General features: G+C 59.7%; 22 protein-coding genes. 16 read left to right on the plus strand and 6 right to left on the minus strand.

Annotation, left to right across the window (positions count from 1 at the left end; all coding sequences use genetic code 11):
• Positions 1-74: 74 nt before the first annotated feature.
• Entirely contained in the window at positions 75-917 is an 843-nt protein-coding gene (locus V6L81_RS01240) for a 23S rRNA (adenine(2030)-N(6))-methyltransferase RlmJ (RefSeq protein ID WP_095000898.1), read from the minus strand.
• A gap of 169 nt (positions 918-1,086) precedes the next feature.
• Positions 1,087-2,574, minus strand: coding sequence for a sodium/proline symporter PutP (gene putP / locus V6L81_RS01245; RefSeq protein WP_095000897.1), 1,488 nt, complete (start codon positions 2,572-2,574; stop codon positions 1,087-1,089).
• A 460-nt stretch (positions 2,575-3,034) separates the two neighbouring features.
• Between putP and putA the strand changes: the two genes are divergently transcribed.
• On the plus strand, positions 3,035-6,988 hold the full coding sequence (gene putA, locus V6L81_RS01250; RefSeq protein WP_095017706.1) for a trifunctional transcriptional regulator/proline dehydrogenase/L-glutamate gamma-semialdehyde dehydrogenase: 3,954 nt from the start codon (positions 3,035-3,037) through the stop codon (positions 6,986-6,988).
• A 66-nt stretch (positions 6,989-7,054) separates the two neighbouring features.
• On the opposite strand, the gene V6L81_RS01255 is transcribed toward putA, so the two are convergent.
• Positions 7,055-7,636, minus strand: coding sequence for a hypothetical protein (locus V6L81_RS01255; RefSeq protein ID WP_095017707.1), 582 nt, complete (start codon positions 7,634-7,636; stop codon positions 7,055-7,057).
• 246 nt (positions 7,637-7,882) lie between these two features.
• Here V6L81_RS01255 and V6L81_RS01260 point away from each other — a divergent pair, with 246 nt between their 5' ends.
• From V6L81_RS01260 to selO, 3 genes are all read left to right on the plus strand, one after another.
• Positions 7,883-9,625, plus strand: a complete 1,743-nt coding sequence (locus V6L81_RS01260; protein ID WP_095000894.1) for a potassium/proton antiporter — start codon at positions 7,883-7,885, stop codon at positions 9,623-9,625.
• Positions 9,626-9,659: 34 nt separating this feature from the next.
• Complete coding sequence (gene mscK / locus V6L81_RS01265) at positions 9,660-13,007, plus strand: mechanosensitive channel MscK (protein ID WP_095017708.1); 3,348 nt, start codon at positions 9,660-9,662, stop codon at positions 13,005-13,007.
• 135 nt (positions 13,008-13,142) lie between these two features.
• Positions 13,143-14,606 carry a protein adenylyltransferase SelO gene (gene selO / locus V6L81_RS01270; RefSeq protein ID WP_338660430.1) on the plus strand — a complete coding sequence of 488 codons (1,464 nt, stop codon included), beginning with the start codon at positions 13,143-13,145 and terminating at the stop codon, positions 14,604-14,606.
• Between the two features lie 111 nt (positions 14,607-14,717).
• Here selO and V6L81_RS01275 read toward each other — a convergent pair whose 3' ends face one another.
• Complete coding sequence (locus V6L81_RS01275; RefSeq protein WP_095023804.1) at positions 14,718-15,119, minus strand: type II toxin-antitoxin system HigA family antitoxin; 402 nt, start codon at positions 15,117-15,119, stop codon at positions 14,718-14,720.
• Positions 15,116-15,412: a type II toxin-antitoxin system HigB family toxin gene (locus tag V6L81_RS01280; protein ID WP_095000890.1), complete on the minus strand. Its 297-nt coding sequence runs from the start codon at positions 15,410-15,412 to the stop codon at positions 15,116-15,118. The genes V6L81_RS01275 and V6L81_RS01280 overlap by 4 nt, the downstream gene beginning before the upstream one ends.
• A 266-nt stretch (positions 15,413-15,678) precedes the next feature.
• On the opposite strand from V6L81_RS01280, the gene trxC reads away from it, so the two are divergent.
• On the plus strand, positions 15,679-16,119 hold the full coding sequence (trxC, locus tag V6L81_RS01285; RefSeq protein ID WP_095000889.1) for a thioredoxin TrxC: 441 nt from the start codon (positions 15,679-15,681) through the stop codon (positions 16,117-16,119).
• Here the strand turns inward: trxC and V6L81_RS01290 are convergent.
• Positions 16,116-16,889, minus strand: a complete 774-nt coding sequence (locus V6L81_RS01290; RefSeq protein ID WP_095000888.1) for a ParA family protein — start codon at positions 16,887-16,889, stop codon at positions 16,116-16,118. The genes trxC and V6L81_RS01290 overlap by 4 nt on opposite strands.
• A 303-nt stretch (positions 16,890-17,192) precedes the next feature.
• Here V6L81_RS01290 and V6L81_RS01295 point away from each other — a divergent pair, with 303 nt between their 5' ends.
• From V6L81_RS01295 to V6L81_RS01345, 11 genes are read left to right on the plus strand one after another with little or no spacing between them, the layout of a single operon-like run.
• The gene (locus tag V6L81_RS01295) at positions 17,193-17,915 is read left to right on the plus strand and encodes a beta-ketoacyl synthase chain length factor (protein WP_095017711.1); all 723 of its coding nucleotides are present in this window, start codon (positions 17,193-17,195) and stop codon (positions 17,913-17,915) included.
• Complete coding sequence (locus V6L81_RS01300; RefSeq protein ID WP_095000886.1) at positions 17,891-18,703, plus strand: 1-acyl-sn-glycerol-3-phosphate acyltransferase; 813 nt, start codon at positions 17,891-17,893, stop codon at positions 18,701-18,703. Before V6L81_RS01295 ends, V6L81_RS01300 begins: the two co-directional genes overlap by 25 nt.
• Positions 18,678-18,938 carry a phosphopantetheine-binding protein gene (locus tag V6L81_RS01305; RefSeq protein WP_095000885.1) on the plus strand — a complete coding sequence of 87 codons (261 nt, stop codon included), beginning with the start codon at positions 18,678-18,680 and terminating at the stop codon, positions 18,936-18,938. Before V6L81_RS01300 ends, V6L81_RS01305 begins: the two co-directional genes overlap by 26 nt.
• A gap of 9 nt (positions 18,939-18,947) precedes the next feature.
• Positions 18,948-19,202: an acyl carrier protein gene (locus V6L81_RS01310; protein ID WP_095000884.1), complete on the plus strand. Its 255-nt coding sequence runs from the start codon at positions 18,948-18,950 to the stop codon at positions 19,200-19,202.
• Positions 19,199-19,744, plus strand: a complete 546-nt coding sequence (locus V6L81_RS01315; protein WP_095000883.1) for a hypothetical protein — start codon at positions 19,199-19,201, stop codon at positions 19,742-19,744. Before V6L81_RS01310 ends, V6L81_RS01315 begins: the two co-directional genes overlap by 4 nt.
• On the plus strand, positions 19,741-21,411 hold the full coding sequence (locus V6L81_RS01320) for an AMP-binding protein (RefSeq protein WP_150629081.1): 1,671 nt from the start codon (positions 19,741-19,743) through the stop codon (positions 21,409-21,411). The genes V6L81_RS01315 and V6L81_RS01320 overlap by 4 nt, the downstream gene beginning before the upstream one ends.
• 13 nt (positions 21,412-21,424) lie before the next feature.
• Entirely contained in the window at positions 21,425-22,159 is a 735-nt protein-coding gene (locus V6L81_RS01325; RefSeq protein WP_095000881.1) for a glycosyltransferase family 2 protein, read from the plus strand.
• Entirely contained in the window at positions 22,156-23,094 is a 939-nt protein-coding gene (locus V6L81_RS01330; protein ID WP_095000880.1) for a glycosyl transferase, read from the plus strand. Before V6L81_RS01325 ends, V6L81_RS01330 begins: the two co-directional genes overlap by 4 nt.
• Complete coding sequence (locus V6L81_RS01335) at positions 23,075-24,619, plus strand: aromatic amino acid ammonia-lyase (protein ID WP_338660431.1); 1,545 nt, start codon at positions 23,075-23,077, stop codon at positions 24,617-24,619. The genes V6L81_RS01330 and V6L81_RS01335 overlap by 20 nt, the downstream gene beginning before the upstream one ends.
• Complete coding sequence (locus tag V6L81_RS01340) at positions 24,612-25,037, plus strand: thioesterase family protein (protein WP_095000878.1); 426 nt, start codon at positions 24,612-24,614, stop codon at positions 25,035-25,037. The genes V6L81_RS01335 and V6L81_RS01340 overlap by 8 nt, the downstream gene beginning before the upstream one ends.
• On the plus strand, positions 25,034-25,744 hold the full coding sequence (locus tag V6L81_RS01345; RefSeq protein ID WP_315266784.1) for an outer membrane lipoprotein carrier protein LolA: 711 nt from the start codon (positions 25,034-25,036) through the stop codon (positions 25,742-25,744). The genes V6L81_RS01340 and V6L81_RS01345 overlap by 4 nt, the downstream gene beginning before the upstream one ends.
• The last annotated feature ends 20 nt before the right edge of the window (positions 25,745-25,764 follow it).

The raw sequence follows: 25,764 nt of genomic DNA on the forward strand, positions 1-25,764 counted from the left end.
CGATGCAAGCGACTCGGTGTTTCTGTTACACCGCATCGCCTCGATCGCGAGCAAGCCCGCTCTCACATTGGTTTTCAGCTATTTTCCGCAATCAACCATTCCATCTGCCAGCCACCCTGGGTTTGACCCAGTTTTTTGGCCAGCCACGGCAACAGTTCGCGCAGCTCTTCTTCGAGACCCCAAGGCGGGTTGGCGATCGCCAGGCCCGAACCATTGAGGCTGTTGGGCGTATCCAGCGGATGCACGAACAACTCCACCTGCAGCAACTTCGGTGCACCTGAACCTGCCAGGTCCTGATAGAAACGACGCAACTGGCGCTTGTCCTTGATCGGATACCAGATCGCTACAACGGTCTGGCGCATGCGACTGATCGCGTCTTTCAACGATTCGGCGCAGCGCTTCATTTCGTCGAGTTTCTCGAACGGCGGGTCGATCAGCATCAAGCCACGCTTCTCAGCCACCGGCAGCAAAGCACGCGGCACATGCCAGCCTTCGCCCAAATGCACCGCTACGCGGCGATCACCCTTCATGTTGTCTTTGAGCAATACACCGTCTTCGGGGTGTTTCTCGTTCAACAGCACACGGTCCTGGGAACGGGTCAGGCGTCGCGCCCACTCCGGCGAGCCCGGGTAATAGCGCAACTCGCCATCCGGGTTCATCTTGTGCAGTACTTGCATGTAGTCATCAGTCACTGCAGGCAGGTCTTTCTGCCCCCACAACCGTGCAATGCCTTCAAGGTACTCGCCCGTGCGGTTGGCCTGATCGCCCTTGAGGTCGTACAGACCAATACCGGCGTGGGTATCGAGATAGGCAAAAGGCTGCTCTTTGCGCGACATCAGGGCGATGAGGCGGGTCAAGACGATATGTTTGAAGACGTCGGCGTGGTTGCCGGCGTGGAAGGCGTGACGATAGTTCATGGTTGCTCCTGCGCAGGAGGCGAAGTTTACCTTGTACGCAACCTGACGTCAGGTCGCGGGCGTTTTTTCCGAGATACGGTGAGCAACGCCCAGGCAAAAAAAACGGCCCGTCTCACCTGGAGACGGGCCGTTTTTGAACACTTCAAGGTCAGCGCAAGCGCTTCTCTGATCAGCTGTTTTGCTGGAAGTCTTTTTCAGCAGCGTCGAAACGCTCGATCATGCCTTTGCTTGGGCCTTTGCCCGCAAGGCTTGCCAGCACAATGGCCAGGCTGCCCAGGATAAAGCCCGGGATGATTTCGTACAGGCCAAACAAGGCGAAATGCTTCCACACGATCACGGTAATGGCACCGACCAGAATACCGGCCAATGCACCATTACGGGTCATGCCTTTCCACAGTACAGAGATCAGTACTACTGGACCGAACGCAGCACCGAAACCTGCCCACGCGTAGCTCACCAGACCCAGCACACGGTTCTCCGGGTTGGAGGCCAGTGCAATGGCGATCAGTGCAACCACCAGCACCATGATCCGGCCAACCCATACCAGTTCCAGCTGGGAGGCATTTTTACGCAGGAAGGACTTGTAGAAGTCTTCGGTCAGGGCACTGGAGCACACCAGCAACTGGCAGCTCAGGGTACTCATGACCGCAGCCAGAATGGCCGACAGCAGCACACCGGCAATCCACGGGTTGAACAGCAGCTTGGCCAGTTCAATGAATACGCGCTCTGGGTTTTCGGTCACCGGCCCGGCCACTTCAGGGTGTGCCGAGAAGTAAGCGATACCGAAAAAGCCTACAGCGACCGTACCGGCCAGGCACAGGATCATCCAGGTCATGGAGATGCGACGCGCCTTGGCGATCGACTTGACCGAATCAGCGGCCATGAAACGCGCCAGAATGTGCGGTTGACCGAAGTAACCCAGACCCCAGCCCATCAGCGAGATGATGCCGATGAAGGACGTGCCCTTGAGCATGTCGAAGTTGCTTGGGTCGTTGGCCTCGATGGCCAGGAACGTGGTGTCTACGCCACCCGTGGCCAGCAGCACGATGATGGGCGTCAGGATCAGCGCGAAGATCATCAGGGTGGCTTGAACCGTGTCGGTCCAGCTCACTGCCAGGAACCCACCGATAAAGGTATAGGCGATGGTCGCCGCAGCACCGGCCCACAAGGCGGATTCGTAAGACATGCCGAAGGTGCTTTCGAACAGACGGGCGCCGGCCACAATGCCGGAAGCGCAGTAGATGGTGAAGAACACCAGAATCACGATGGCCGAGATGATCCGCAGCAAACCGCTTTTGTCTTCAAAACGGCTGGAGAAGTAATCCGGCAAGGTCAGCGCATCACCGTTGTGCTCGGTCTGTACCCGCAGGCGACCGGCAACAAACAGCCAGTTCAGGTAAGCGCCGGTCACCAGACCGATGGCGATCCAGCTTTCCGACAAGCCGGACATGTAGATCGCACCCGGCAAACCCATCAACAACCAGCCGCTCATGTCGGAGGCACCGGCGGACAATGCAGTGACAACGCTGCCCAGGCTACGGCCACCGAGAATATAGTCAGAAAGGTTGTTGGTGGAGCGATAAGCCATCAGGCCAATCAGCACCATTGCCGCAATATAGATCACGAACGTGATCAGGGTTGGGTTACTAACACTCATTGATAAAGCCCTGGCATTGTTTTTATGTTTAGCGGCGGTCTGGCCGTACGCTCACAAACGTCCTGTTTGAGACGATTAACCCTGCCGCGCATTTATGACTGATGTTTCCCCAGGAAATCCATCAGCCGATGAACCAATCTTCTGTAGGAGGTTGCACCTTGGGCGCGAATGCTATGCAACAAAGCAAATCGGGTGCAACCAGTTTCTGCGAGCCAAGTTGCACCTTGTCGCCTTTTCGTCTCAATTCGGAGTTTTTGCGCCTTTTCGGAGCAAAGACCCTACCAAACCAAACAGAAAGCACCACAGCAGGGCACTGATTTCACCCCGCCTGAATATTCCTGACGAAGCGTCGACCAATCCACAAAAAAACGGGTTGCACCTAGTTGCACCCGTTTCGGCGCAGCGCTAATCTTGCCGCCAGCTGCTGCCACGCAAATGTGGCACCCATGAGGATAAAAAAATGGCTACCACCACCCTTGGGGTCAAACTTGATGACCCGACCCGCGAGCGCCTCAAGGCCGCCGCGACCTCGATTGATCGCACGCCACACTGGCTGATCAAGCAGGCAATCTTCAATTACCTGGAAAAACTCGAGGGTGGTGCAACCCTGACCGAGTTGAGCGGTATCCCTGGTTCTGCCAGCGATGACGCCGACGAAGTACAAGCCGACCACGCGCATCAATGCTTCCTGGAGTTCGCAGAAAGCATCCTGCCGCAGTCCGTACTGCGCGCTGCCATTACTTCGGCGTACCGTCGCCCGGAACCCGAAGTAGTGCCCATGTTGCTGGAGCAGGCGCGACTGCCAGCCCCTATGGCCGAAGCCACGCAAACCCTGGCGGCCTCGATTGCCGAAAAATTGCGCAACCAGAAGAGCGCCGGCGGCCGTGCCGGTATCGTGCAGGGCTTGCTGCAGGAGTTTTCCCTGTCGTCCCAGGAGGGCGTGGCCCTGATGTGCCTGGCTGAGGCGCTGCTGCGTATCCCGGACAAAGGCACCCGCGACGCCCTTATTCGCGACAAGATCAGCACTGGCAACTGGCACCCGCACCTGGGCAACAGCCCGTCGCTGTTCGTCAACGCTGCGACCTGGGGTCTGTTGCTGACCGGCAAGCTGGTGTCGACGCACAACGAAGCAGGCCTGACCTCCTCCCTGAGCCGCATTATCGGCAAGAGCGGCGAGCCGATGATCCGCAAGGGCGTCGACATGGCCATGCGCCTGATGGGCGAGCAGTTTGTCACCGGCGAAACCATCGCCGAAGCCCTGGCCAACGCCACGCGCTTTGAAGCCAAGGGCTTCCGTTATTCCTACGACATGCTCGGCGAAGCCGCACTCACCGAACATGACGCACAAAAGTACCTCGCGTCCTATGAGCAAGCCATCCACTCGATTGGCAAAGCCTCCCACGGTCGCGGCATCTATGAAGGCCCGGGCATTTCCATCAAGCTGTCGGCCCTGCACCCGCGCTACAGCCGCGCCCAGTACGAACGCGTGATGGACGAGCTGTACCCGCGCCTGTTGTCGCTGACCTTGCTGGCCAAGAAGTATGACATCGGTCTCAATATCGACGCCGAAGAAGCAGACCGCCTGGAAATCTCTCTCGACCTGCTCGAGCGCCTGTGCTTCGAGCCGCAGCTGGCTGGCTGGAACGGCATCGGCTTCGTGATTCAGGCTTACCAGAAGCGCTGCCCGTATGTGATCGACTACGTGATCGACCTGGCTCGCCGCAGTCGTCATCGCCTGATGATCCGCCTGGTGAAGGGCGCGTACTGGGACAGCGAAATCAAACGCGCCCAAGTCGAAGGCCTGGAAGGCTATCCGGTCTACACCCGCAAGGTGTACACCGACGTGTCCTACCTCGCTTGTGCGAAAAAGCTGCTGGCCGTACCAGAAGCCATCTACCCGCAATTCGCCACCCACAACGCCCAAACGCTGTCGGCGATTTATCACATTGCCGGTCAAAACTACTACCCGGGTCAGTACGAGTTCCAGTGCCTGCACGGCATGGGTGAACCCCTCTACGAACAGGTTGTAGGCAAGGTTGCCGAAGGCAAGCTGAACCGTCCGTGCCGTGTGTACGCCCCAGTGGGTACCCACGAAACACTGCTGGCTTACCTGGTGCGACGCCTTCTGGAAAACGGCGCGAACACCTCGTTCGTTAACCGTATCGCCGACCACACTATCGCAATCCACGAGTTGGTGGCCGATCCGGTCAGCCAGATTGAACAAATGGCCACGACCGAAGGCGGCTTCGGCTTGCCGCACCCGCGCATCCCGTTGCCGCGTGATCTGTATGGCAGCGAACGCGCCAACTCCAGCGGCATCGACATGTCCAACGAACACCGCTTGGCGTCGTTGTCCTGCGCCTTGCTGGCCACGGCCCATAACGACTGGAAAGCCGCGCCGATGCTCGGTTGTGACTCCAGCAACGAAGCGCCGGCGGCGGTGCTCAACCCGGCCGACCTGCGTGATGTGGTGGGTCATGTACAAGAAGCCACCGTTGAAGACGCCGATAACGCTATCCAGTGTGCCCTGAGCGCCGCACCGATCTGGCAGGCCACCCCGCCCGCCGAGCGCGCTGCGATCCTGGAGCGCGCCGCCGACCTGATGGAAGGCGAGATCCAGCCACTGATGGGCCTGCTGGCCCGTGAAGCTGGCAAGACCTTCGCCAACGCTATCGCCGAAGTGCGCGAAGCAGTGGACTTCCTGCGCTACTACGCGGTGCAGGCCCGTAACGACTTCACCAACGATGCCCACCGCCCGCTGGGCCCGGTGGTCTGCATCAGCCCGTGGAACTTCCCGCTGGCCATCTTCAGCGGCCAGGTGGCTGCAGCATTGGCTGCCGGTAACCCGGTACTGGCCAAGCCTGCCGAGCAAACCCCGCTGGTTGCCGCACAAGCCGTACGCATCCTGCTCGAAGCTGGCATCCCGCAAGGCGTGCTGCAATTGCTGCCTGGCCGCGGCGAAACCGTCGGCGCACGCCTGGTGGGTGATGATCGCGTCAAAGGCGTAATGTTCACCGGCTCCACCGAAGTGGCCCGCCTGCTGCAACGCAATATTGCCGGTCGCCTGGATGCCCAGGGCCGCCCTATCCCGCTGATCGCCGAAACTGGCGGCCAGAACGCCATGATCGTCGACTCTTCGGCCCTGACCGAGCAAGTGGTTATCGACGTGGTGTCTTCGGCCTTCGACAGCGCCGGTCAACGTTGCTCGGCACTGCGGGTACTGTGCCTGCAAGAGGACTCGGCAGATCGCGTCATCGAAATGCTCAAAGGTGCCATGGCCGAATCGCGCATGGGCAACCCCGAGCGCTTGAACGTGGACATCGGCCCGGTGATCGACGCCGAAGCCAAGGCCGGGATCGAGCAGCATATCCAGGGCATGCGCGACAAGGGCCGCTCTGTGTACCAGATGGCCATCGCCGATAGCGAAGAATGTAAACGCGGCACCTTTGTCATGCCGACCCTGATTGAACTGGAAAGCTTTGACGAGCTGGAACGCGAGATCTTCGGGCCGGTGCTGCACGTGGTGCGCTACAAGCGCAAAGACATCGACCAGTTGATCGCACAGATCAACGCTTCGGGTTATGGCCTGACACTGGGCGTGCATACCCGTATCGACGAAACCATTGCCAAGGTGGTCAACAACGTCAACGCCGGTAACGTCTACGTCAACCGCAACATCGTTGGTGCAGTGGTCGGCGTGCAACCGTTCGGCGGTGAAGGCCTGTCGGGTACCGGCCCGAAAGCCGGTGGCCCGCTGTACCTGTACCGCCTGCTGTCGACCCGCCCGGGCAATGCAATCGAGCAATCGTTCGCCAAGGTCGATGCCGTGACCGCACCGGACACCCAGGCCCGCGAGGCCATGAGCAAACCGCTCAGCGCCCTGCAAGCCTGGGCAACCAGCAACCAGCAACCAGCACTGGCCGAGCTGTGCACCGAGTACGCTGCACACTCGCAAAGTGGCATCACGCGCCTGCTCAACGGCCCGACCGGCGAACGCAACAGCTACGCCATTCTGCCGCGTGAACATGTGCTGTGCCTGGCTGAAGTTGAAAGCGACCTGCTGACCCAACTGGCTGCCGTTCTGGCCGTGGGCAGCTCGGCGGTACTGCCGCAAAGTGAACTGGCCAAGGCCCTGCTGGCCCGCCTGCCTGCAGAGGTGCAGCCACGCATCACACTGGTCGCGGACTGGACCAAGGACGAAGTGATCTTCGACGCCGTCCTGCACCACGGCGACTGTGACCAGTTGCGTGACGTGTGCCAGCAAGTGGCACAACGCGCAGGCGCCATCGTTGGCGTACAGGGCCTGTCCCAGGGCGAAACCAATATCGCCCTGGAACGCCTGGTGATCGAGCGCGCACTGAGCGTCAACACCGCTGCTGCGGGTGGCAACGCAAGCCTGATGACCATCGGTTGAGGATGTGATCGGGCAATAAAAAACCGGGCACCCGAAAGGGTTGCCCGGTTTTTTTACGCCATGAACTCAACGTTGGCTCATGAATTCCATATAGCCAACGATGGCCATCAACAACGTGCCGGCCACCATCCAGGCAAAATTAGCCCAGCTCAGGGCCTTGTTGACGCTGCCCTGCGGGTCACCCGCCAGCATATTGATTGCGCGCTGGGCCGCCACCAGCATTGCACAACAACCGGTGATCAGTACTGCATTGGTGAACAACACATAGACCGCATCCGCGGGCCGGGTAAACAGCGTGGACACCAGCACCGAGAACATGACCAGCAGCATAATGAGCAGGCCTCTGGTCTCGGGTTGCCAAAAATAGCAGCGCCCTGTCCTGTCGAGGCCGTTCTGAACCACTTCAAACAGCGGCAGGATAAAAAATGGCCAGAGCGCAGCGCGCAGCAACGGCGCGATCGGCGCCCCGGTTTCCGCTTTGTAGGACGCCCAGTTGCGATATGACCAATAGACCATGTACCCGCCTGCCGTAAGCCCATACAGCAGCAGAAACTTGCTGACAGACACGACATAAAGGTTGATTCGTTTGTCGTCACACCACGGTGTTGTCTTCGATAGCCTGTTGCCAGCCTCAGTAGCAGGGTTCATGTCATGTCCGTGCGCAAGTGGGAGGCCGCAGTACACACAATTTACCTAATATAAAAATGCAGTGAAAATCCCATTTTTTTGTAAGAAAGGCCTTCAGTCCTACTCGACAGGCCCAAACACCTCCAGGGTGTAATCCATTCAAAACCTTTTTTGACAGCCCGCCAATGGCGCAGGTTAGAATCGATGGCACGCAGGCTGCATGCCAGGTCTGCGCCCTGTCTTTTTTAGCTTTCTGGAGTACTGCCTTTGAATGCGACGACCATCAACAGCCTGTTCTTGATCGGCGCGTTGCTGGTAGGCGCAAGCATCCTGGTAAGTTCTCTGTCCTCGCGCCTGGGCATCCCGATACTGGTCATCATCCTTGCGGTGGGCATGACCGCAGGTGTCGATGGCGGCGGCATCATTTTTGACAACTACCCCACGGCCTATCTGGTGGGCAACCTCGCTCTGGCGGTGATTTTGCTCGACGGCGGCTTGCGCACCCGGGTTTCCAGTTTTCGCGTGGCGTTATGGCCCGCGTTATCGCTGGCCACGGTGGGGGTGATGATCACCACGGGGCTGACCGGGCTGATGGCCGCCTGGCTGTTTAATCTCAACTTGATCCAGGGTCTGCTGGTTGGCGCCATTGTCGGCTCCACCGATGCCGCCGCAGTGTTCTCGCTGCTGGGTGGCAAAGGCCTGAACGAGCGGGTTTCAGCCAGCCTCGAAATCGAGTCCGGCAGCAACGACCCGATGGCGGTATTCCTCACCGTCACCCTGATCGACATGCTCGCCAGCGGTGAAACAGGCCTGCACTGGAGCCTGTTGCTCAACCTGGTGCGTGAATTTGCCATCGGCGGCACGGTCGGTCTGGCAGGCGGCTGGCTAATGCTGCAAATGGTCAACCGTATCAACCTGGCCAACGGCCTGTACCCGATTCTGGTGATCGCAGGCGGGCTGGTGGTCTTTTCCCTGACCAACGCCCTGCACGGCAGCGGCTTTCTCGCGGTCTACCTGTGCGGCCTGGTGATTGGCAACAGTCCGATCCGCAGCCGTCATGGCATTTTGCATATGCTCGACGGCATGGCCTGGCTGGCCCAGATTGGCATGTTCCTGGTGCTGGGCTTGCTGGTCACGCCACACGACCTGTTGCCCATCGCCATTCCAGCACTGGCACTGGCCCTGTGGATGATTCTGTTTGCCCGCCCGCTGTCAGTGGTAGTGGGGCTGCTACCTTTCAAAGCCTTCCATGGACGCGAAAAAGCCTTTATCTCATGGGTAGGCCTGCGCGGTGCGGTGCCGATCATTCTGGCGGTGTTCCCGTTGATGGCCGGGCTGCCCAATGCGCAGCTGTATTTCAACCTGGCATTCTTTATCGTGCTGGTATCTCTTCTGGTGCAAGGCACCAGCCTGCCGTGGGTCGCCAAGCTGCTCAAGGTGACCGTACCGCCTGATCTGGCCCCCGTGTCCCGTTCAGCCCTTGAAGTGCATGTCACCAGCGAGTGGGAACTCTTTGTTTATCGCCTCGACGCACAAAACTGGTGCATCGGTGCGGCCCTGCGTGAACTGAAAATGCCCGACGGCACCCGTATCGCCGCCCTGTTTCGCGATAAAAAACTGCTCCATCCGTCGGGTAGTACCACGCTTGAAGTGGGTGACCTGCTCTGCGTCATCGGCCACGAACACGACTTGCCTGCCTTGGGCAAACTGTTCAGCCAGCCCCCGAGCCGTGGCCTGGACCTGCGTTTCTTCGGCGACTTCGTGCTCGAAGGCGACGCCCAGCTGGGCGCTGTGGCCGCCTTGTACGGCCTGAAGCTGGACGGCATCGACCCGAACACCTCACTGAGCAGCTTCATTGCCCACAAGGTCGGCGGCGCGCCGGTGGTCGGCGACCAGGTGGAGTGGAACAACACCATCTGGACGGTTGCAATGATGGAAGGGAACAAGATCGCCAAAGTGGGCGTCAGATTCCCCGAAGGAAGTGCACCGGGCCCGGGGCTGTTCCTCTAAACTCCAACTTTCCGCCCTTGTCTGACCGGTATCTATGCCAACTCTGCGCACGTTCATCGCCACCGTCCTGCTCGGCCTGAGCCTTTGTGTCGGCACGCTTCAGGCTGCCGACCCGCCTACCGCCGAAGCGGTGCAGCAAAGCCTGGACAAAATTGCCGAGCGCAAACTGCCGGACGCCGACCAAAAAGCCCTGCAGGCGGTGCTCCAGCAGACCCTGACCCTGCTCGACAGCAAAGCCGATTACGAACAGCGCCTGAACGACGTCAAACAACAGATCAACGATGCCCCTCGCCAGACTGCCGAAAACCAGCGCGAACTGGCCAAAATCAAGGCCAGCAAACCCATACCCGTAGCCCAGCGCTACAGCGAGCTGTCCGTGCAGCAGCTGGAACAACTGCTGGCGGAACGCACCACGCAACAGGGCGAGCTGCAAAAAGCCCTGGCTATCGCCAACAGCCAAAGCATTGCCGCGCAGACCCGACCCGAGCGGGCCCAGGCCGAGATCAGCAACAGCCAGACCCGTATCCAGCAGATCAACACCACCCTGAAAACAGGACGCGACAATGGCAAGTTGCTTACCCCCGATCAGCGCAACCAGCTCAACGCCGAAGCCGCCTCGCTTAACGCACTGATTGCCCTGCGCCGCCAGGAACTGGCTGGCAACAGCCTGTTGCAAGATCTGAGCGGCAGCCAGCACGACCTGCTGCTGGAAAAAACCACGCGCCAGGACCAGGAAATCCAGGACCTGCAAACCCTGATCAATCAAAAGCGCCTGGCCCAGTCGCAGCAGACCGTGACCGAGCAATCCATCGAGGCGAAAAAGTCCGGCAGCAGCAGCCTGCTGGCGACCGAAAGCGCGATCAACCTCAAGCTCTCCGACTACCTGTTGCGCAGCACCGATCGCCTCAACGAGGTGACCCAGCAGAATCTGCAAACAAAGCAACAACTGGACAACGTTACCCAGAGCGACCAGGCCCTGGATGAGCAGATCAACGTGCTCAAGGGCAGTTTGTTGCTGTCCAAGATACTTTATAAGCAGAAGCAAGCCCTGCCGCGCCTGCAAAAAATGGACAAGAATCTGGCAGACGAAATCGCCGATATCCGTCTGTACCAGTTTGAAATCAACCAGCAGCGCGAGTTGATCAGCAACCCCACGACTTACGTCGACAACCTGCTGTCCACCCAACCTGCCGACCAGGTCACACCGCAACTGCGCAAAACCCTGCTCGAACTGGTCAACACCCGCAGCGATCTGCTGGACCGCCTGAACCGCGAACTAAGCTCACTGCTCAACGAATCGATCACCCTGCAACTGAACCAGAAACAACTGCTCAGCACCGCCCAAAGCCTGCGCGCCACGCTGGATGAGCAAATGTTCTGGATCCCCAGCAACAAGCCGCTGGATCTGGAATGGCTGGAAACCGCACCGCGCCAGCTTGAGCAGCAAATCACCACCCTGCCCTGGGGTTCCAGCGTCAGTGAACTGGCAGAAGGCCTGGTGCAACGTCCCCTGCTGTTCTTGCCGTTTTTGCTGGTGGTCGTGGCGCTGCTGTGGAAACGTCGCTACCTCTACAGCAAATTGAACAAGATCCATCAGGACATCGGTCACTTCAAGCGTGACAGCCAATGGCACACGCCGCTGGCAATATTGATCAACATCTTGCTGGCGATGCCCATTTCATTGGCGCTGGCCTTGTGCGGCTACGCCTTGCAAACCGATGCCCGGGGCATGAATGCCAATACGGGCGCGGCGTTGATTCAGATGGCCGAGGCCTGGCTGGTGTTCTACACCGCTTACCGGATTCTGGCGCCGGGTGGCGTGGCCGAACTGCATTTTCGCTGGGAAAAACCGTTGGTCGCGTTCTTGCAGAACTGGATCCGCAAACTCGGTTTTGTGGTCCTGGCCCTTGTGGCCGTCGTCGCCTTTGCCGAGCAACAACCGGCTGCGCTGGCCGACGATGTCCTGGGTATTCTGGTGGTGCTCAGTTGCTATGCGGCCATGGCCTGGCTGCTCTGCCGCCTGTTGCTCAACGACTTTGAAACAGCAACAAAAGCCTATCGCCTGCGCAAGTTGCTCGGTTTTGCCTTCGCCCTGCTGCCGCTGGCGCTGTTTGTGGCGGTGTGTTTTGGCTACTACTACACCGCGCTCAAGCTCAGCGACCGCCTGATCAATACCCTCTATCTGCTGATGCTCTGGCTGGTGGTCGAAGCGGCGTTTGTCCGTGGCCTGGCAGTAGCGGCACGGCGCCTGGCCTACCAGCGTGCACTGGCCAAACGCCAGGCCGCCAAGGAAGCAGGCGAAGGCAACGATACGATTATCGAAGAGCCGACCCTGGACATCGAACAGGTCAACCAACAGTCCCTGCGCCTGATCCGCCTGGCCCTGCTGGCTGGCTTTATCGGCATTCTGTACTGGGTGTGGGCTGACTTGATCTCGGTTTTTTCCTACCTGGACAACATCACCCTCTACGAATATACCAGCGGTACCGGCGCCAATATGAGCATGGTGCCCATCAGCATCGGCGACGTGATAGGTGCGCTGGTCATCATCGGCATCAGCATCGCGCTGGCGCGTAACTTGCCCGGCCTGCTGGAGGTGCTGGTGCTGTCGCGCCTTGATCTGGGCCAGGGCAGTGCTTACGCAACTACGACCCTGCTGACCTACGTGATCATCGGCGTAGGCTTTGTCTCCACCCTGTCGACACTGGGCGTGAGCTGGGACAAGTTGCAATGGCTGGTTGCGGCACTGTCGGTAGGCCTGGGCTTCGGCATGCAGGAAATCTTCGCCAACTTTATTTCCGGGATCATGATCCTGTTCGAACGCCCGGTACGGATCGGCGACACCATCACCATCGGCAATCTGTCAGGCACCGTGAGCAAGATCCGCATCCGGGCCACCACCATCACCGACTTCGACCGCAAAGACATCATCGTCCCGAACAAGACCTTTATTACCGGGCAACTGATCAACTGGTCGCTTACGGACACCATCACCCGTGTGACCCTGAAGCTGGGCGTCGATTACGGCTCCGACCTCGACCTGGTCAAGCAGTTGCTGCTCAAGGCTGCGCAAGAGAACCCGCGGGTGCTCAAAGACCCGGAGCCCCATGTGTACTTCCTCAACTTCGGCCAAAGCACCCTCGACCACGAACTGCGCATGCACGTACGCGACCTGGGCGACCGCAACCCGGTGATCGACGAGGTCAACCGCTTTATCAACCGCGAGTTCAAGAACCACCACATCAACATCTCCTTCCAGCAGATGGAGGTGTACCTCAAGAACCTGCAGGGGCAAGAATACAAACTGGTGCCCGTTGGGCCGGAAGTCCCGCCCGAGCCGACACCACCACCGCAAAAGCCGCAGTTGGGCAAGCTCGACTGACGCAAGTCCGATGCAACCTCTGTGGGAGCTGGCTTGCCTGCGATGCAAACGAATCGGTTTAACCAACCAAGCCCGTTGATGCCATCGCGGGCAAGCCCGCTGCCACGATCCGCCACTGTTCACTGGAGACGGTCATTGAAAGCCCTCGACGAACTGACTTTTGATAACCGCTTTGCCCGCCTGGGTGATGCCTTCTCGACCCATGTGCTGCCTGAGCCCATCGACGCACCGCGTGTTGTGGTAGCCAGCGACGCCGCCCTGGCACTGCTCGACCTCGACCACGCTGTCACCCAAGACCCTGTATTTGCGCAACTGTTTGGTGGCCATACCCTGTGGGCCAACGCCGAGCCTCGGGCGATGGTCTATTCCGGTCATCAGTTCGGTTCTTACAATCCGCAACTGGGCGATGGCCGCGGGTTACTGCTGGGTGAGGTGTATAACGACGCGGGCGAGCACTGGGACCTGCACCTCAAGGGCGCCGGCATGACCCCTTATTCGCGCATGGGTGATGGCCGCGCCGTACTGCGCTCCTCGATCCGCGAGTTTCTCGCCAGCGAGGCACTGCATGCACTGGGCATCCCCAGCAGCCGAGCCCTGTGTGTGATCGCCTCCGACACCCCGGTGTGGCGCGAAACCCAGGAGCGCGCCGCCATGGTGCTGCGCCTGGCACCCAGCCATATACGCTTCGGGCACTTCGAGTATTTCTACTACACCAAGCGCCCCGAGCAGCAAAAGCTATTGGGTGAGCATGTGCTGGCGATGCACTTCCCCGAGTGCCTGGAGCAACCCGAACCCTATCTGGCCATGTTTCGCGAAATCGTCGAACGCAACGCTGAACTGATCGCCAAGTGGCAGGCCTACGGGTTTTGTCACGGTGTAATGAACACCGACAACATGTCGATCCTGGGCATCACCTTTGACTTCGGTCCGTTCGCCTTCCTCGACGACTTCGACGCCAACTTCATCTGCAACCATTCCGACCATGAAGGGCGTTACTCCTTCAGCAACCAGGTGCCGATCGGCCAGTGGAATCTGAGTGCCCTGGCCCAGGCATTGACGCCGTTTATCAGCGTTGAAGCCTTGCGCGAAACCCTGGGGCTTTTTTTGCCGCTGTACCAGGCCCACTACCTCGACCTGATGCGCCGCCGGTTAGGTCTGACCAGTGCCGAAGACACCGATCAACACTTGGTCGAAACCTTGCTGCAAAAGATGCAAGGCAGCAGCGTCGACTACAACCTGTTTTTCCGGCGCCTGGGGGACCTCCCGGCAGAACAGGCGGTAGCACGGCTGCGAGACGAATTTGTCGATCTCAAGGGTTTTGACGAATGGGCCGCGCAGTACGTGGCCCGGGTTGCCCGAGACGGCGCAAGCGATGAAAGCGTCCGGCGTGAGCGCATGCACGCGGTCAACCCGCTGTATATCCTGCGCAACTACCTGGCACAAAAGGCCATCGATGCGGCTGAGGCCGGGGATTACAGCGAAGTGCAACGCTTGCACACGGTATTGACCCAACCGTTCACCGAACAACCGGGCATGGAAGGCTACGCCGAACGCCCGCCGGAGTGGGGCAAGCATCTGGAAATCAGCTGCTCGTCGTGATGCAAAACCGGTAAATATACTGTTGCCGGTTTTGCCCGCTCCCACAGAACCGAGGCCGGTCGCCAGTCGTCGGCCCACATACCAGCCACAGCGTGGCGCACGCCGTCAGCCTCAGATAAACATATCCACAGGCACTTTGAAGTAATCGGCCAGCCAGCGAATCTGCCGTACGTTGAGCTGGCGTTTACCGCTGAGGATTTCGGACACCACAGACTGGGTGCCGACACCTGGCAAATCGCTTTGCGTCAGCCCGTGTTCCTGCATCACCGAGCGCAGCACATCGACGCCGCTGACCTTGGGCATCGGTCGATGCTCTAGGTCGTAAGCCTCAACCCAGTCACCGATGATGTCCACCAGGCTCATCAAGGGGTTGGTCTCATCATCGCCTATCAAGTCGGTCAACGTATCAAGGGCGGCGACCAGCCCGTCGTAATCGGCTTCGTTTTTCGGTTTGCGCAGCAGCGGCGCCACGAATTGCCAATGCTCTGCTGCCTGTTCGACCAATGCGTTCATGGTGCTGATTCCTTCCATTTGCCCTTGTCATAGTCACGGTGATCCAGCACATGACGGATGTAGAGGCGCTGTACCCGGTAACGCACCACGGCGATCAACCGCAGTTTGTTACCACCTATATTGAAAACATGAAACGAACCCACCTTGTCGGTGGCGGGGAAAAACGACCTCAACGCGGCGAAGTCTTCAGGGCTGAGGACTTTGATCTTGCGATACCACTCATCCAGTGCGCTCGCCGATTGCGGCCATTGTGCTTTGGCTTCCCAAATTCGTTTTGCTGTAATCACTCGCATGCAATGTCCTTATCGCATCTTGCTATGAAGGCTAAACCCGAACCCTGGCAATCGCAACTTGCGATAACGATCGCCAGACCAGCGGTGCAAAGCCCGGGGGGGGGGGGTTTACAGCCTAGATAGAGACCTGGTGGCCGGCTTGAGCACATTGTGAGCAGATACGTCATGGGGGGTGGCGGCCCAGGTGTTCATCTGCTGAACTGCACGCCATCAATCTGGAGTCGCTGCGACAGGCGGCACCAATGGCCACTTCCAAGGAGCTCTCCATGACCGAACCGCTGCTGATCCCCTGCCCCCACTGCAACGGCCTGAACCGCATCCCCGGCGATCGCCTGGGTGAGCACCCCAAATGCGGGCGCTGCAAAAATGAAGTATTGCTGGCCAGGCCCTTCGATTTGCAGCAAACCGATTACGCCAGCCAGATCAAGGGCGACCTGCCGCTACTGATAGATGTATGGGCCGAGTGGTGCGGGCCCTGCAAGGCCTTTGCTCCGGTATTTGAGCAGGCCGCCCGCCAACTGCTGGGCAAGTGTCGGCTTGCCAAGCTCGACAGCGAGGCCAACCAGCACCTGGCGGGGCAACTGGGCATCCGTTCGATACCCAGCCTGATCCTGTTTAAAAATGGCCGCGAAATCGCACGCCAGAGCGGTGCGTTGCCATTGCAGCAACTTGGCGCCTGGCTGCGCAGCCAAGGCATCAGCGCTTAAGCGTTCTGATCCAGGTAATCGTGCAACTCCACAAACTGCTGGGTCAGCTTGTGCCTCGGGTCGAAGTGAATCAAAGGCTGGCAGGCCTGATGCGACTCACGCATGCGCACTGAGCTGCTCAGGTACATGGGCAGCACCGGCAACCCCTCGGCAATCAGCTCATCAAGCATTTGCTGGGGCAGGCTGGCCCGGGCCTGAAACTGGTTGACCACGATGCCCTCGACCAGCAGGTCTTCATTGTGGTCTTCCTTTAGCTCAGCGATTTCAGCCAGCAGGCCATAGAGCGCCTGACGTGAAAAACTGTCGCAATCGAACGGAATCAGCACACGATCACAGGCAATCAACGCCGATACCGCGTAAAAATTCAGCGCGGGTGGAGTGTCGACATAAATGCGGTCATAGTCTTCAGCCAGCTCGTCCAGCAACTTACGCAACTTGTTGATCTTGTGCTTGGCCTCAAGCTTGGGCTGCAAATCGGCCAATTCACCCGTAGCCGTCACTACGTGCAAGTTTTCAAAGGGTGTTTCGTAAATATCGACCCGGTTTTTCTTCGAGCCCACGCCCGCAGACAAGGTGTGTTTAAAGAACTCGGCAATCCCCATAGGGATATCATCGCCGGTCAGTCCGGTCAGGTATTGAGTAGAGTTGGCCTGGGCATCCAGATCCACCAACAACGTGCGATACCCTTCGCTGGCGCTAACCGCAGCCAGGTTACACGCGATGCTGGATTTACCCACACCGCCTTTCTGGTTAAACACCACGCGACGCATTTCAAAACCTCCGTGTACCTATGAGTGTCCGAGTGTAGATGCCCTTTGCGCGGCTTAGCTACCTTGCTAAGAAATGCCCTACATCAATCGAGAATATCTCCATAAAAACAAACGAATAAATCTCTCAAATAAAATCCATTGATCCTATTTTTCTAAATTCCCAGAAAAACCACACTGGGGCTGTAAGCAATATTTGCTACGAACCAACTGCACCGGGATAATATCGCCCCTCTGTATCAAGTGCGGCGTCGATCGGTGTCCACTTTCGCATCAAGGAAGCCTGCAAGGGCGGGATGAACTCCAGTGATCAATTTCAATATCGCCGCGTGGCGCGCCTGGGCTCCAGGCCTCGACACCGTGGCCGATTGGCAAGCCTGGAGCCAGCACCCCTGTGTACTTGCTGCCAACAGCGCAGCACCCGATGTCTCATTTTTACCCGCCATGCAACGGCGCCGCCTCAGCCGCCTGGCTCGCATGGCATTCTGCGTCGGCTGGCCATTGGCCGAAGGCCGTGAAGCATTACCGCTGGTCTTTGCCTCGCGTCACGGTGAAACCCCGCGCACATTCGACATACTCAGCGACCTTGCGGCGGATCAGCCCTTGTCCCCCACGCAGTTCAGCCTCTCGGTGCATAACGCCGTGATTGGCCTGTGGTCGATCATGCGCGGCGAAACCAGCGAAATGACCGCTATTGCTGCCGCCGGAGACGGCCTGGAGCACGGCCTGATCGAAGCCTGCGCCCTGCTCAATGAAGGCGCGCCCGCCGTGTTGCTGATCATCACCGAAGAGCAGCCACCCGAGGCCTATGCACGCTGTATCAATGACGTGCCCTTCCCTTATGCCGTGGGCCTGCTGCTGACCCCGGGCGAGCAATGGCAGGTTTCACTCGCCAGTGGTACCGCAGGCATAGAACAAGCTCAATGGCCCCATGCCCTGAATCTGTTGCGCCAACTGCTCGATAAGCAGCAGAGATCATTCCAGCACACCTGGAAAAACCGCGTGTGGAACTGGCAGCACAGCCTGTGAGCGCCCGCCGTGATGCTTATGCCTGGCGCTTGATCGCCACTGCCATCAGCTTTGCACTGTTCGGTATCGGTTGCCTGTGCCTGCGTCTGGTGATTTTTCCGGTGCTGAGTTGCCTGCCGGGCGATGCCACGCGTCAGCGCGAGCGTGCCCGTTTTACCGTCAGCCGCCTGTTCTGGCTGTTTATTCGCACCATGGCGCGCATGGGCGTGCTGACCTATGACGTCCAGGGTGCCGAGCGGCTAGGCCGCCCCGGGCAGATGATCATCGCCAACCACCCGTCGCTAATCGATGTGGTTTTTTTGATCGGCCTGGTGAGAAACGCCAATTGCGTGGTCAAACAGAGCCTTTGGCAAAACCCGTTTACCCGTAGCCCTGTGCGTGCGGCGCAATACATCAGCAATGATGGCAGCGTAGACATGCTCGATAACGCTGCGGGGGCGTTGCAGCAAGGCCAGACCCTGGTGATTTTCCCGGAAGGCACGCGTACCCGGCCAGGCCATGCGCCATCCTTTCATCGCGGGGCCGCCGCGATTGCACTGCGGGGTGCGAAGATCCTCACGCCGGTGGTGATCAAGGTCAGCCCCACCACGCTGACCAAGGCCGAGCCCTGGTATCGCATACCCGAGCGTCGCGTGCACTTCAGCTTTCGGGTCGGTGCCGATATAGATCCACATACATTTTCCGCGCTTGGCCCGCCGCCCAAAGCCTCGCGCCTGCTCAACGACTTCGTGCATGACTATTTTATTAAGGAGCTCGCCACAGATGAGCGATCTGAAAAACGATATTAAACAGCTGATCATCGATGCCCTGGGCCTCGAAGACATCAGTGTCAGCGACATTGGCGACGATCAAACCCTGTTTGGCGACGGCCTGGGGCTGGACTCGGTCGACGCACTGGAGCTGGGCCTGGCGATTCAAAAGACCTACGGCATCAAAATAGACGCCGACGCCAAAGATACACGCAATCATTTTTCCAACGTGGCCAGCCTTGCGGCTTTTGTCACCGCCAAACAGGCAGCCTGAGACCGAACCATGCAAAACCGTGACGACATTTTCAACACCCTGCGCGACGCTCTGGTCGAACTTTTCGAACTGGAACCCGAACGCATCACCCTGGACGCCAACCTGTATCAGGATCTGGAAATCGACAGCATTGACGCTGTCGACCTGATTGACCATATCAAGCGTAAAACCGGCAAACGAATCGCCGCTGAAGAATTCAAATCGGTGCGTACCGTCAATGACGTGGTCGAGGCGGTTTACCGCCTGGTTCACGCTGACGCATGAACCGCCTGATTGGCCTCGGCCTGTTGCTGGCCGGACTGATGTACCCCTTTGCGGTGTATTTCGGCATGGCCCATTTCGCCCCGTGGCAATTCGCGCTGCTGCTGGGCAGCCTGTGGCTGGCCCGCGCCCTGACCGGCGAACGCCGCCCGGGCAGTCTGTTGATGGCGGTGGTTGCATTGATGTTCTGCGCCTTGCTGGGGCTGTTCAACAGCCCGGCACTGTTGCGCTGGTACCCCGTGCTGGTCAGCACGTTCATGCTTTGCCTGTTCGGCCTGAGCCTGAAGTACGGGCCGCCAATGATCGAGCGGCTGGCGCGGTTGCGCGAGCCCGTGCTGCCCGATATTGCAATTGATTACACGCGGCAGGTGACCAAGGTCTGGTGCCTGTTCTTCATGCTAAACGGATTAGTCGCAGCCTCCCTGACGCTGTGGGCGCCGCTGAGCTGGTGGACGTTATACAACGGCCTGATCGCCTACGCGCTGATGGGGCTGCTGTTTTTCATTGAATGGCTGATACGACAAAAGGTAAGAGGCCGGGCATGAATTGGATAAATCTTGAGCACCTGCTGCTCAAGGGGCACGCAGATCGCCGGGTCAGCGTTGACCCCGAGCTGAACCACGACACCCTGCGTGAACGGGCCCTGCGCCTGGCGGGCGGCCTGCAACAGCGCGGCGTGCGACGCGTTGCCGTACACCTTGAAGATGCCGCCGAGCTGGCGCAGGCCTTGCTCGGTGCCTGGCAGGCCGGAGTCAGCGTGCTCTTGCCCGCCGACCTGCAAGCGCAAACCCGCCTTCGATGGGACAGCCAGGTTGACCTGTGGATAACTCAAAGCGAAGAGTTGCAGGACCTGTACGCCGATCCTCTGCCTGCAGCGCAACTGGATCTGGACCAGTGCCAGCTCAGTTTGTGCACCTCGGGCTCCAGCGGCGAACCCAAACGGATCGACAAAAGCCTGCGCCAGATGGCCAACGAGGTTCAGGCACTGGAGCAACTGTGGGGTGCTGATCTGGGTGATGCATGCATTATTGCCAGTGTGGCGGCGCAGCACATCTACGGGCTGTTGTTCCGTGTGTTGTGGCCTCTGTGCGCAGGCCGCAGCTTTGTACGCAAACAACTGGCCTTCCCTGAAGACATGCAACGCGCCAGCCGTGAGCACGCTGCTTTTGCCTGGATCGCCAGCCCGGCCTTGCTCAAGCGCATGGCCGACAACCTCGACTGGCCGGCGTTAAGCTCGGTCCGCCGAGTATTTTCTTCTGGCGGCGCCCTGCCCGAAGAAGCAGCCCGGACGCTGTTCGAACGCCTGGGCCAGTGGCCGACCGAGATCCTCGGCAGCTCCGAAACCGGCGGTATCGCCTGGCGTCAGGGGCAACACCTGTGGCAGCCCTTTGCCGATGTGCAATTGAGCCAGAGCAGTGACGGCGCCTTGATCATCGCCTCTAGCTACTTGCCCAAGGGCCATGTCGAACACACGGCTGATGCCGCCCGTATTGAAGCCGACGGGCGATTTGAGTTGCTCGGGCGACTGGATCGCATCGTCAAACTCGAAGAGAAACGTATTTCCCTGCCAATGCTGGAGCAGGCGCTGGTCTCCCATGACTGGGTAGCCGAAGCCCGCCTGGGCGTGGTGCATGACAAACGCGCCTCACTGGGCGCCCTGCTGGTGCTCAGCGCCAGTGGCCTCTTTGCCCTGCGCGAACAGGGGCGCCGAGCCCTGACCCACACCCTGCGCCAGCACTTGAGTCAGCACTGCGAAGCCGTGGCCTTGCCGCGCCGCTGGCGTTTGCTGCGCCAGTTACCACTCAACAGCCAGGGCAAGCTGCCACAGGCCCGGATCGATGCATTGTTACTCGCACCCCGGCCCAAGCTGCCGGAAGTGTTGAGCCAAAGCGAAGACGCCGGTCAGTGGACGCTGAACCTGTCGATCCCGCCGGACCTGGCGTTCTTCAGCGGCCATTTCCCCAAAACACCGGTGTTGCCGGGTGTGGTGCAAGTGGACTGGGCAATGGTGTTGGGCCAGCAACTGCTCGACCTGCCGCCGCGTTTTGCCGGGATGGAAGTACTCAAGTTCCAGCAACTGGTGCGCCCCGGGGACGCCATTGAATTAACCCTGCGCTTTGACAGCGAACGCGCAAAATTGCACTTCGCCTACCGCAACGCCACTGCACCCTGTTCCAGTGGTCGCATCGTGCTGGAGGCCCCCTGTGGATAACAGTAATAGTCCCGTGCATAACCCCTGCGCCGTGATCCCGGTGTACAACCACGAAACCGCCGTGCCTGGCGTGGTCGCGGCCCTGCGCGCCGCCGGTTTGCCCTGTGTGCTGGTCGACGACGCCAGCAGCCCCGCTTGCGCCGCTGTTCTTGGTGAGCTTGCCCGTGGCGAAAACATCTTCCTCATTCGTCTGGCCGTCAATCAGGGCAAAGGCGGCGCAGTCATGGCCGGTCTTCGTGAAGCCATGCAACTGGGCTTTACCCATGCCCTGCAAGTGGATGCAGATGGCCAGCACGATCTGCGCAACGTCGCTACTTTCATGCGGGTTTCACAGCAAAACCCTGCAGCGCTGGTCTGCGGTTACCCACAATACGATGCCAGCGTGCCCAAGGGCCGCCTGTATGCGCGTTACCTGACCCATGTGTGGGTGTGGATCAACAGCCTTTCATTGCAGATTCCCGACTCGATGTGCGGTTTTCGGGTCTACCCGCTGGCGCCGACCCTCGCACTGATCAACTCGGTAACGCTGGGCAAGCGCATGGATTTCGACCCCGAGATCCTGGTTCGCCTGGCGTGGCGCAACCAGCCGATGTGCTGGCTGCCGACCCAGGTCCACTACCCGCAGGACGGTCTCTCGCACTTTCGCCTGTTCCATGACAATGCGCTGATTTCGAGCATGCACACCAAGCTGTTTTTCGGCATGTTGATACGCTTGCCGGGCATCCTCTGGAGGCGCTGCAAAGCATGAATGAACCTCAACAGCATTGGGCTGCCCACAAAGAGCGCGGCAGTTTCCGGCTGATGAAGCTCACCGCCCTGGGCGTCAGGTTGCTGGGCCGACGTGTGCTCAGCCCGGTGCTTTACGCCATTGTGCTGTACTTCTTTGTGTTCGGCGGCCGCGCACGACGCAGCATCTGGCAATACCAGCAGCGCCTGGCCGACTGGAGCGAGCAAAGCGAGTTGCGCCCTACTCGCTGGCGGGTATTCGGGCAATTCATGGCGTTTGCCGACGCCCTGCTCGACAAGCTCGATGTATGGAATGGCCGTCTCAAGATCGAAGACATCGAAATCGTTGACCCCGCGCTGCTGCGCAATCAACTGCGCGGCGAACGCGGGCAGATGCTGGTAGGCGCCCACTTGGGGAACCTTGAAGTCTGCCGTGCGCTCGCCGAACTGGGCGAGCAGGTGACCATGAATGTGCTGGTTCACACCCGGCATGCCGAACACTTCAACCGCCTGCTGGGCGAAGCCGGGGCCAGCCATTTACGGTTGATTCAGGTCAGTGAACTCAACCCGGCGGTGATGCTGCAACTCAACCAGCGCCTGGAAAACGGCGAATGGCTGGCCATCGCCGGTGACCGCGTACCACTCAATGGCGGGCGCCATATAGAGGTCGGTTTCCTCGGCTATACGGCAGCATTCCCCCAAGGCCCGTGGTTGCTGGCAGGACTGCTCAAATGCCCGGTCAATCTGATGTTCTGCCTCAAACACAAAGGCCGTTATCGAGTCATCCTCGAACCCTTTGCCCGCGAAGTGGTGTGGCGACGCAATAACCGCGAGCAGGTGATCGACGACTGGGCCACGCTCTACGCCGACCGCCTGGGCTACTACTGCCTGCAGGCACCGCAACAATGGTTCAACTTTTACCCTTTCTGGAAGACCGATGACGACGCATCCGCATGAGCCAGTAACCTTCGGCCAAACCCCGTTGCGCATTGAAGACGTGCTGGCCCTGGCCAATCGTCAGGCGCCAACGCGGCTGCAGGACGACCCCGACTACCGCGAGCGCATCGCCAAGGGCGCGCGCTTTCTCGACTCGCTGCTGGACAAGGAAGGCGTGATTTATGGCGTAACCACCGGCTACGGCGACTCCTGCGTGGTTGCGGTGCCGCTGGAGCACGTCGAAGCCTTGCCCCGCCACCTCTACACCTTCCACGGTTGCGGCCTGGGCAAATTGCTCGATGCGCAAGCCACCCGCGCGGTGCTTGCGGCACGCTTGCAGTCGCTGTGCCACGGCGTGTCGGGGGTGCGCATAGAGTTGCTGGAACGATTGCAGGCCTTTATTGCCCACGACATCCTGCCACTGATCCCCGAAGAAGGCTCGGTGGGGGCCAGTGGCGACCTGACGCCACTGTCTTACGTGGCCGCAACCCTGTCGGGCGAACGCGAAGTCCTGTTCAAGGGCGAGCGCCGCCTTGCAGCAGATGTGCACCGGGAACTGGGCTGGACACCGCTGGTACTTCGGCCCAAGGAAGCGCTGGCACTGATGAACGGTACCGCCGTGATGACCGGCCTCGCCTGCCTGGCCTATGCCCGCGCCGACTACCTGCTCAAACTGGCCACGCGCATCACCGCCCTCAACGTGGTGGCGCTGCAAGGCAACCCCGAGCACTTTGACGAACGCCTGTTTGCCACCAAGCCGCACCCGGGACAAATGCAGGTCGCTGCCTGGATCCGTCAGGACCTCGCCATCGATACCCCCACCGCACCGTTGCATCGCCTGCAAGACCGCTACTCGCTGCGTTGCGCGCCCCATGTGCTGGGCGTGCTGGCAGACAGCCTGAGCTGGCTGCGCGGGTTTATCGAGACCGAACTCAACAGCGCCAACGACAACCCGATCATTGACGCCGAAGAGGAGCGCGTACTGCACGGCGGGCACTTCTACGGCGGCCATATCGCCTTTGCGATGGACAGCCTCAAGACCTTGGTGGCCAACGTCGCCGACCTGCTCGACCGCCAGCTCGCCCTGCTGGTGGACGTACGCTACAACCACGGCCTGCCGAGCAACCTGTCGGGCGCCAGCGCAGAACGGGCAATGCTCAACCACGGCTTTAAAGCGGTGCAGATAGGTACCAGCGCCTGGACTGCCGAGGCATTGAAAAACACCATGCCGGCCAGCGTCTTCTCACGCTCCACGGAATGCCATAACCAGGACAAGGTGAGCATGGGCACCATCGCCGCTCGTGATGCGATCCGCGTACTGGAGTTGACCGAGCAGGTGGCAGCGGCCACCTTGCTGGCTGCCCATCAGGGCGTTTGGCTGCGCAGCCGTGCCGAAGACGCTCGCCCGTTGCCGCCGGCGCTGGCGCAGATGCATGCCGAACTGGCCAAAGATTTTGCCCCCGTGGTTGAAGACCGCGCCCTGGAAGCCGAACTGCGTTTGTGCCTGAGCCGCATCGCCCAACAACACTGGAGGCTGCATGCGTAGTAAAGGGGTTTTTCACGTTGATACCGAAGTGTTGGTGCCGTTTTTCGACATCGATACCATGCACGTGGTGTGGCACGGGCATTACGTCAAATACCTCGAAGTGGCGCGCTGTGCGCTGCTTGACCATATCGGTCACAACTACACGCAGATGCTCGAAGCGGGTTATGCGTGGCCGGTGATCGACATGCAGTTGCGTTATGTCCGCGGCGCCACGTTCGGCCAGCGGATCAACGTGCGCGCCAGCCTGGTGGAATGGGAGAACCGCCTGAAGATTAATTATCTGATTAGCGATGCGGTCACGGGTGAGCGTTTGACTAGGGCAGTTACAGTGCAGGTGGCAGTTGAAATTGAGAGCCGGGAGATGCAATTGGCCTCGCCTGGGTGTTTTGTGCGGGCTGTAGAGCGGGTGCTGTCATGAATGGATCAAAAGCCCCTCACCCTAGCCCTCTCCCAAAGGGAGAGGGGATTGACCGCGGCGCACTCAAGAACTCAGCCATTCTGCCCCCTCTCCCTCTGGGAGAGGGCAAAGGCCGCACCCGTCTCTCATTGCTGTTCGCCGCCTTGCTGTTCACCCCACTGGCCCACGCCTTCGACCTGCAACAACTGAGCGAACAACTGGCCAAGCCCCAGGTGATCCACGGTGATTTCATCCAGGAAAAACACCTGCGCGCGCTGCCCAAGCCACTCACCAGCACCGGCACATTTGTCCTGGCCAAGGACCACGGCCTGCTCTGGCAACTGAAAACCCCGCTGCAACAGGATTACCGCATCAACGCCCGGGGCATCGCCCGACGCGACGGCACGCAATGGCAGATGCTCCCGGGCAAAAGCGCGGGCGCTGAGCAGAACCGTTTGTTCCTCGCTGTTTTGCAAGGCGACAGCAGCGGCCTGCAACGTGATTTCGACCTGCAATTACAAGGCGAACCCAGCCGCTGGGCGCTGACGCTGACACCACGTTCACTGCTGCTCAAGCAAGTGTTCACCCGGATCAATATTGAAGGCGGCGAGCTGGTGCAACGTATCGAACTGCAAGAAGCCCAAGGTGACAGCACGCTGCTAAAAATGCCAAACAGCGTCGGCAATCAACCCTTGAGCAACGCGGAGCAAAACGACTTTGCGCAGTGAGCGCTGGCTGCCACGGGCCT

The sequence above is a fragment of the Pseudomonas bubulae genome (assembly GCF_037023725.1).
Lineage (GTDB): Bacteria > Pseudomonadota > Gammaproteobacteria > Pseudomonadales > Pseudomonadaceae > Aquipseudomonas > Aquipseudomonas bubulae.

What these genes read in the sequence shown, in the direction of transcription:
- V6L81_RS01240 (WP_095000898.1), bottom strand. Translation starts at nt 917, where the DNA reads ATGAACTATCGTCACGCCTTCCACGCCGGCAACCACGCCGACGTCTTC.
- putP (WP_095000897.1), bottom strand. Translation starts at nt 2,574, where the DNA reads ATGAGTGTTAGTAACCCAACCCTGATCACGTTCGTGATCTATATTGCG.
- putA (WP_095017706.1), top strand. Translation starts at nt 3,035, where the DNA reads ATGGCTACCACCACCCTTGGGGTCAAACTTGATGACCCGACCCGCGAG.
- V6L81_RS01255 (WP_095017707.1), bottom strand. Translation starts at nt 7,636, where the DNA reads ATGAACCCTGCTACTGAGGCTGGCAACAGGCTATCGAAGACAACACCG.
- mscK (WP_095017708.1), top strand. Translation starts at nt 9,660, where the DNA reads ATGCCAACTCTGCGCACGTTCATCGCCACCGTCCTGCTCGGCCTGAGC.
- V6L81_RS01275 (WP_095023804.1), bottom strand. Translation starts at nt 15,119, where the DNA reads ATGAACGCATTGGTCGAACAGGCAGCAGAGCATTGGCAATTCGTGGCG.
- V6L81_RS01280 (WP_095000890.1), bottom strand. Translation starts at nt 15,412, where the DNA reads ATGCGAGTGATTACAGCAAAACGAATTTGGGAAGCCAAAGCACAATGG.
- trxC (WP_095000889.1), top strand. Translation starts at nt 15,679, where the DNA reads ATGACCGAACCGCTGCTGATCCCCTGCCCCCACTGCAACGGCCTGAAC.
- V6L81_RS01290 (WP_095000888.1), bottom strand. Translation starts at nt 16,889, where the DNA reads ATGCGTCGCGTGGTGTTTAACCAGAAAGGCGGTGTGGGTAAATCCAGC.
- V6L81_RS01305 (WP_095000885.1), top strand. Translation starts at nt 18,678, where the DNA reads ATGAGCGATCTGAAAAACGATATTAAACAGCTGATCATCGATGCCCTG.
- V6L81_RS01310 (WP_095000884.1), top strand. Translation starts at nt 18,948, where the DNA reads ATGCAAAACCGTGACGACATTTTCAACACCCTGCGCGACGCTCTGGTC.
- V6L81_RS01315 (WP_095000883.1), top strand. Translation starts at nt 19,199, where the DNA reads ATGAACCGCCTGATTGGCCTCGGCCTGTTGCTGGCCGGACTGATGTAC.
- V6L81_RS01320 (WP_150629081.1), top strand. Translation starts at nt 19,741, where the DNA reads ATGAATTGGATAAATCTTGAGCACCTGCTGCTCAAGGGGCACGCAGAT.
- V6L81_RS01330 (WP_095000880.1), top strand. Translation starts at nt 22,156, where the DNA reads ATGAATGAACCTCAACAGCATTGGGCTGCCCACAAAGAGCGCGGCAGT.
- V6L81_RS01335 (WP_338660431.1), top strand. Translation starts at nt 23,075, where the DNA reads ATGACGACGCATCCGCATGAGCCAGTAACCTTCGGCCAAACCCCGTTG.
- V6L81_RS01340 (WP_095000878.1), top strand. Translation starts at nt 24,612, where the DNA reads ATGCGTAGTAAAGGGGTTTTTCACGTTGATACCGAAGTGTTGGTGCCG.
- V6L81_RS01345 (WP_315266784.1), top strand. Translation starts at nt 25,034, where the DNA reads ATGAATGGATCAAAAGCCCCTCACCCTAGCCCTCTCCCAAAGGGAGAG.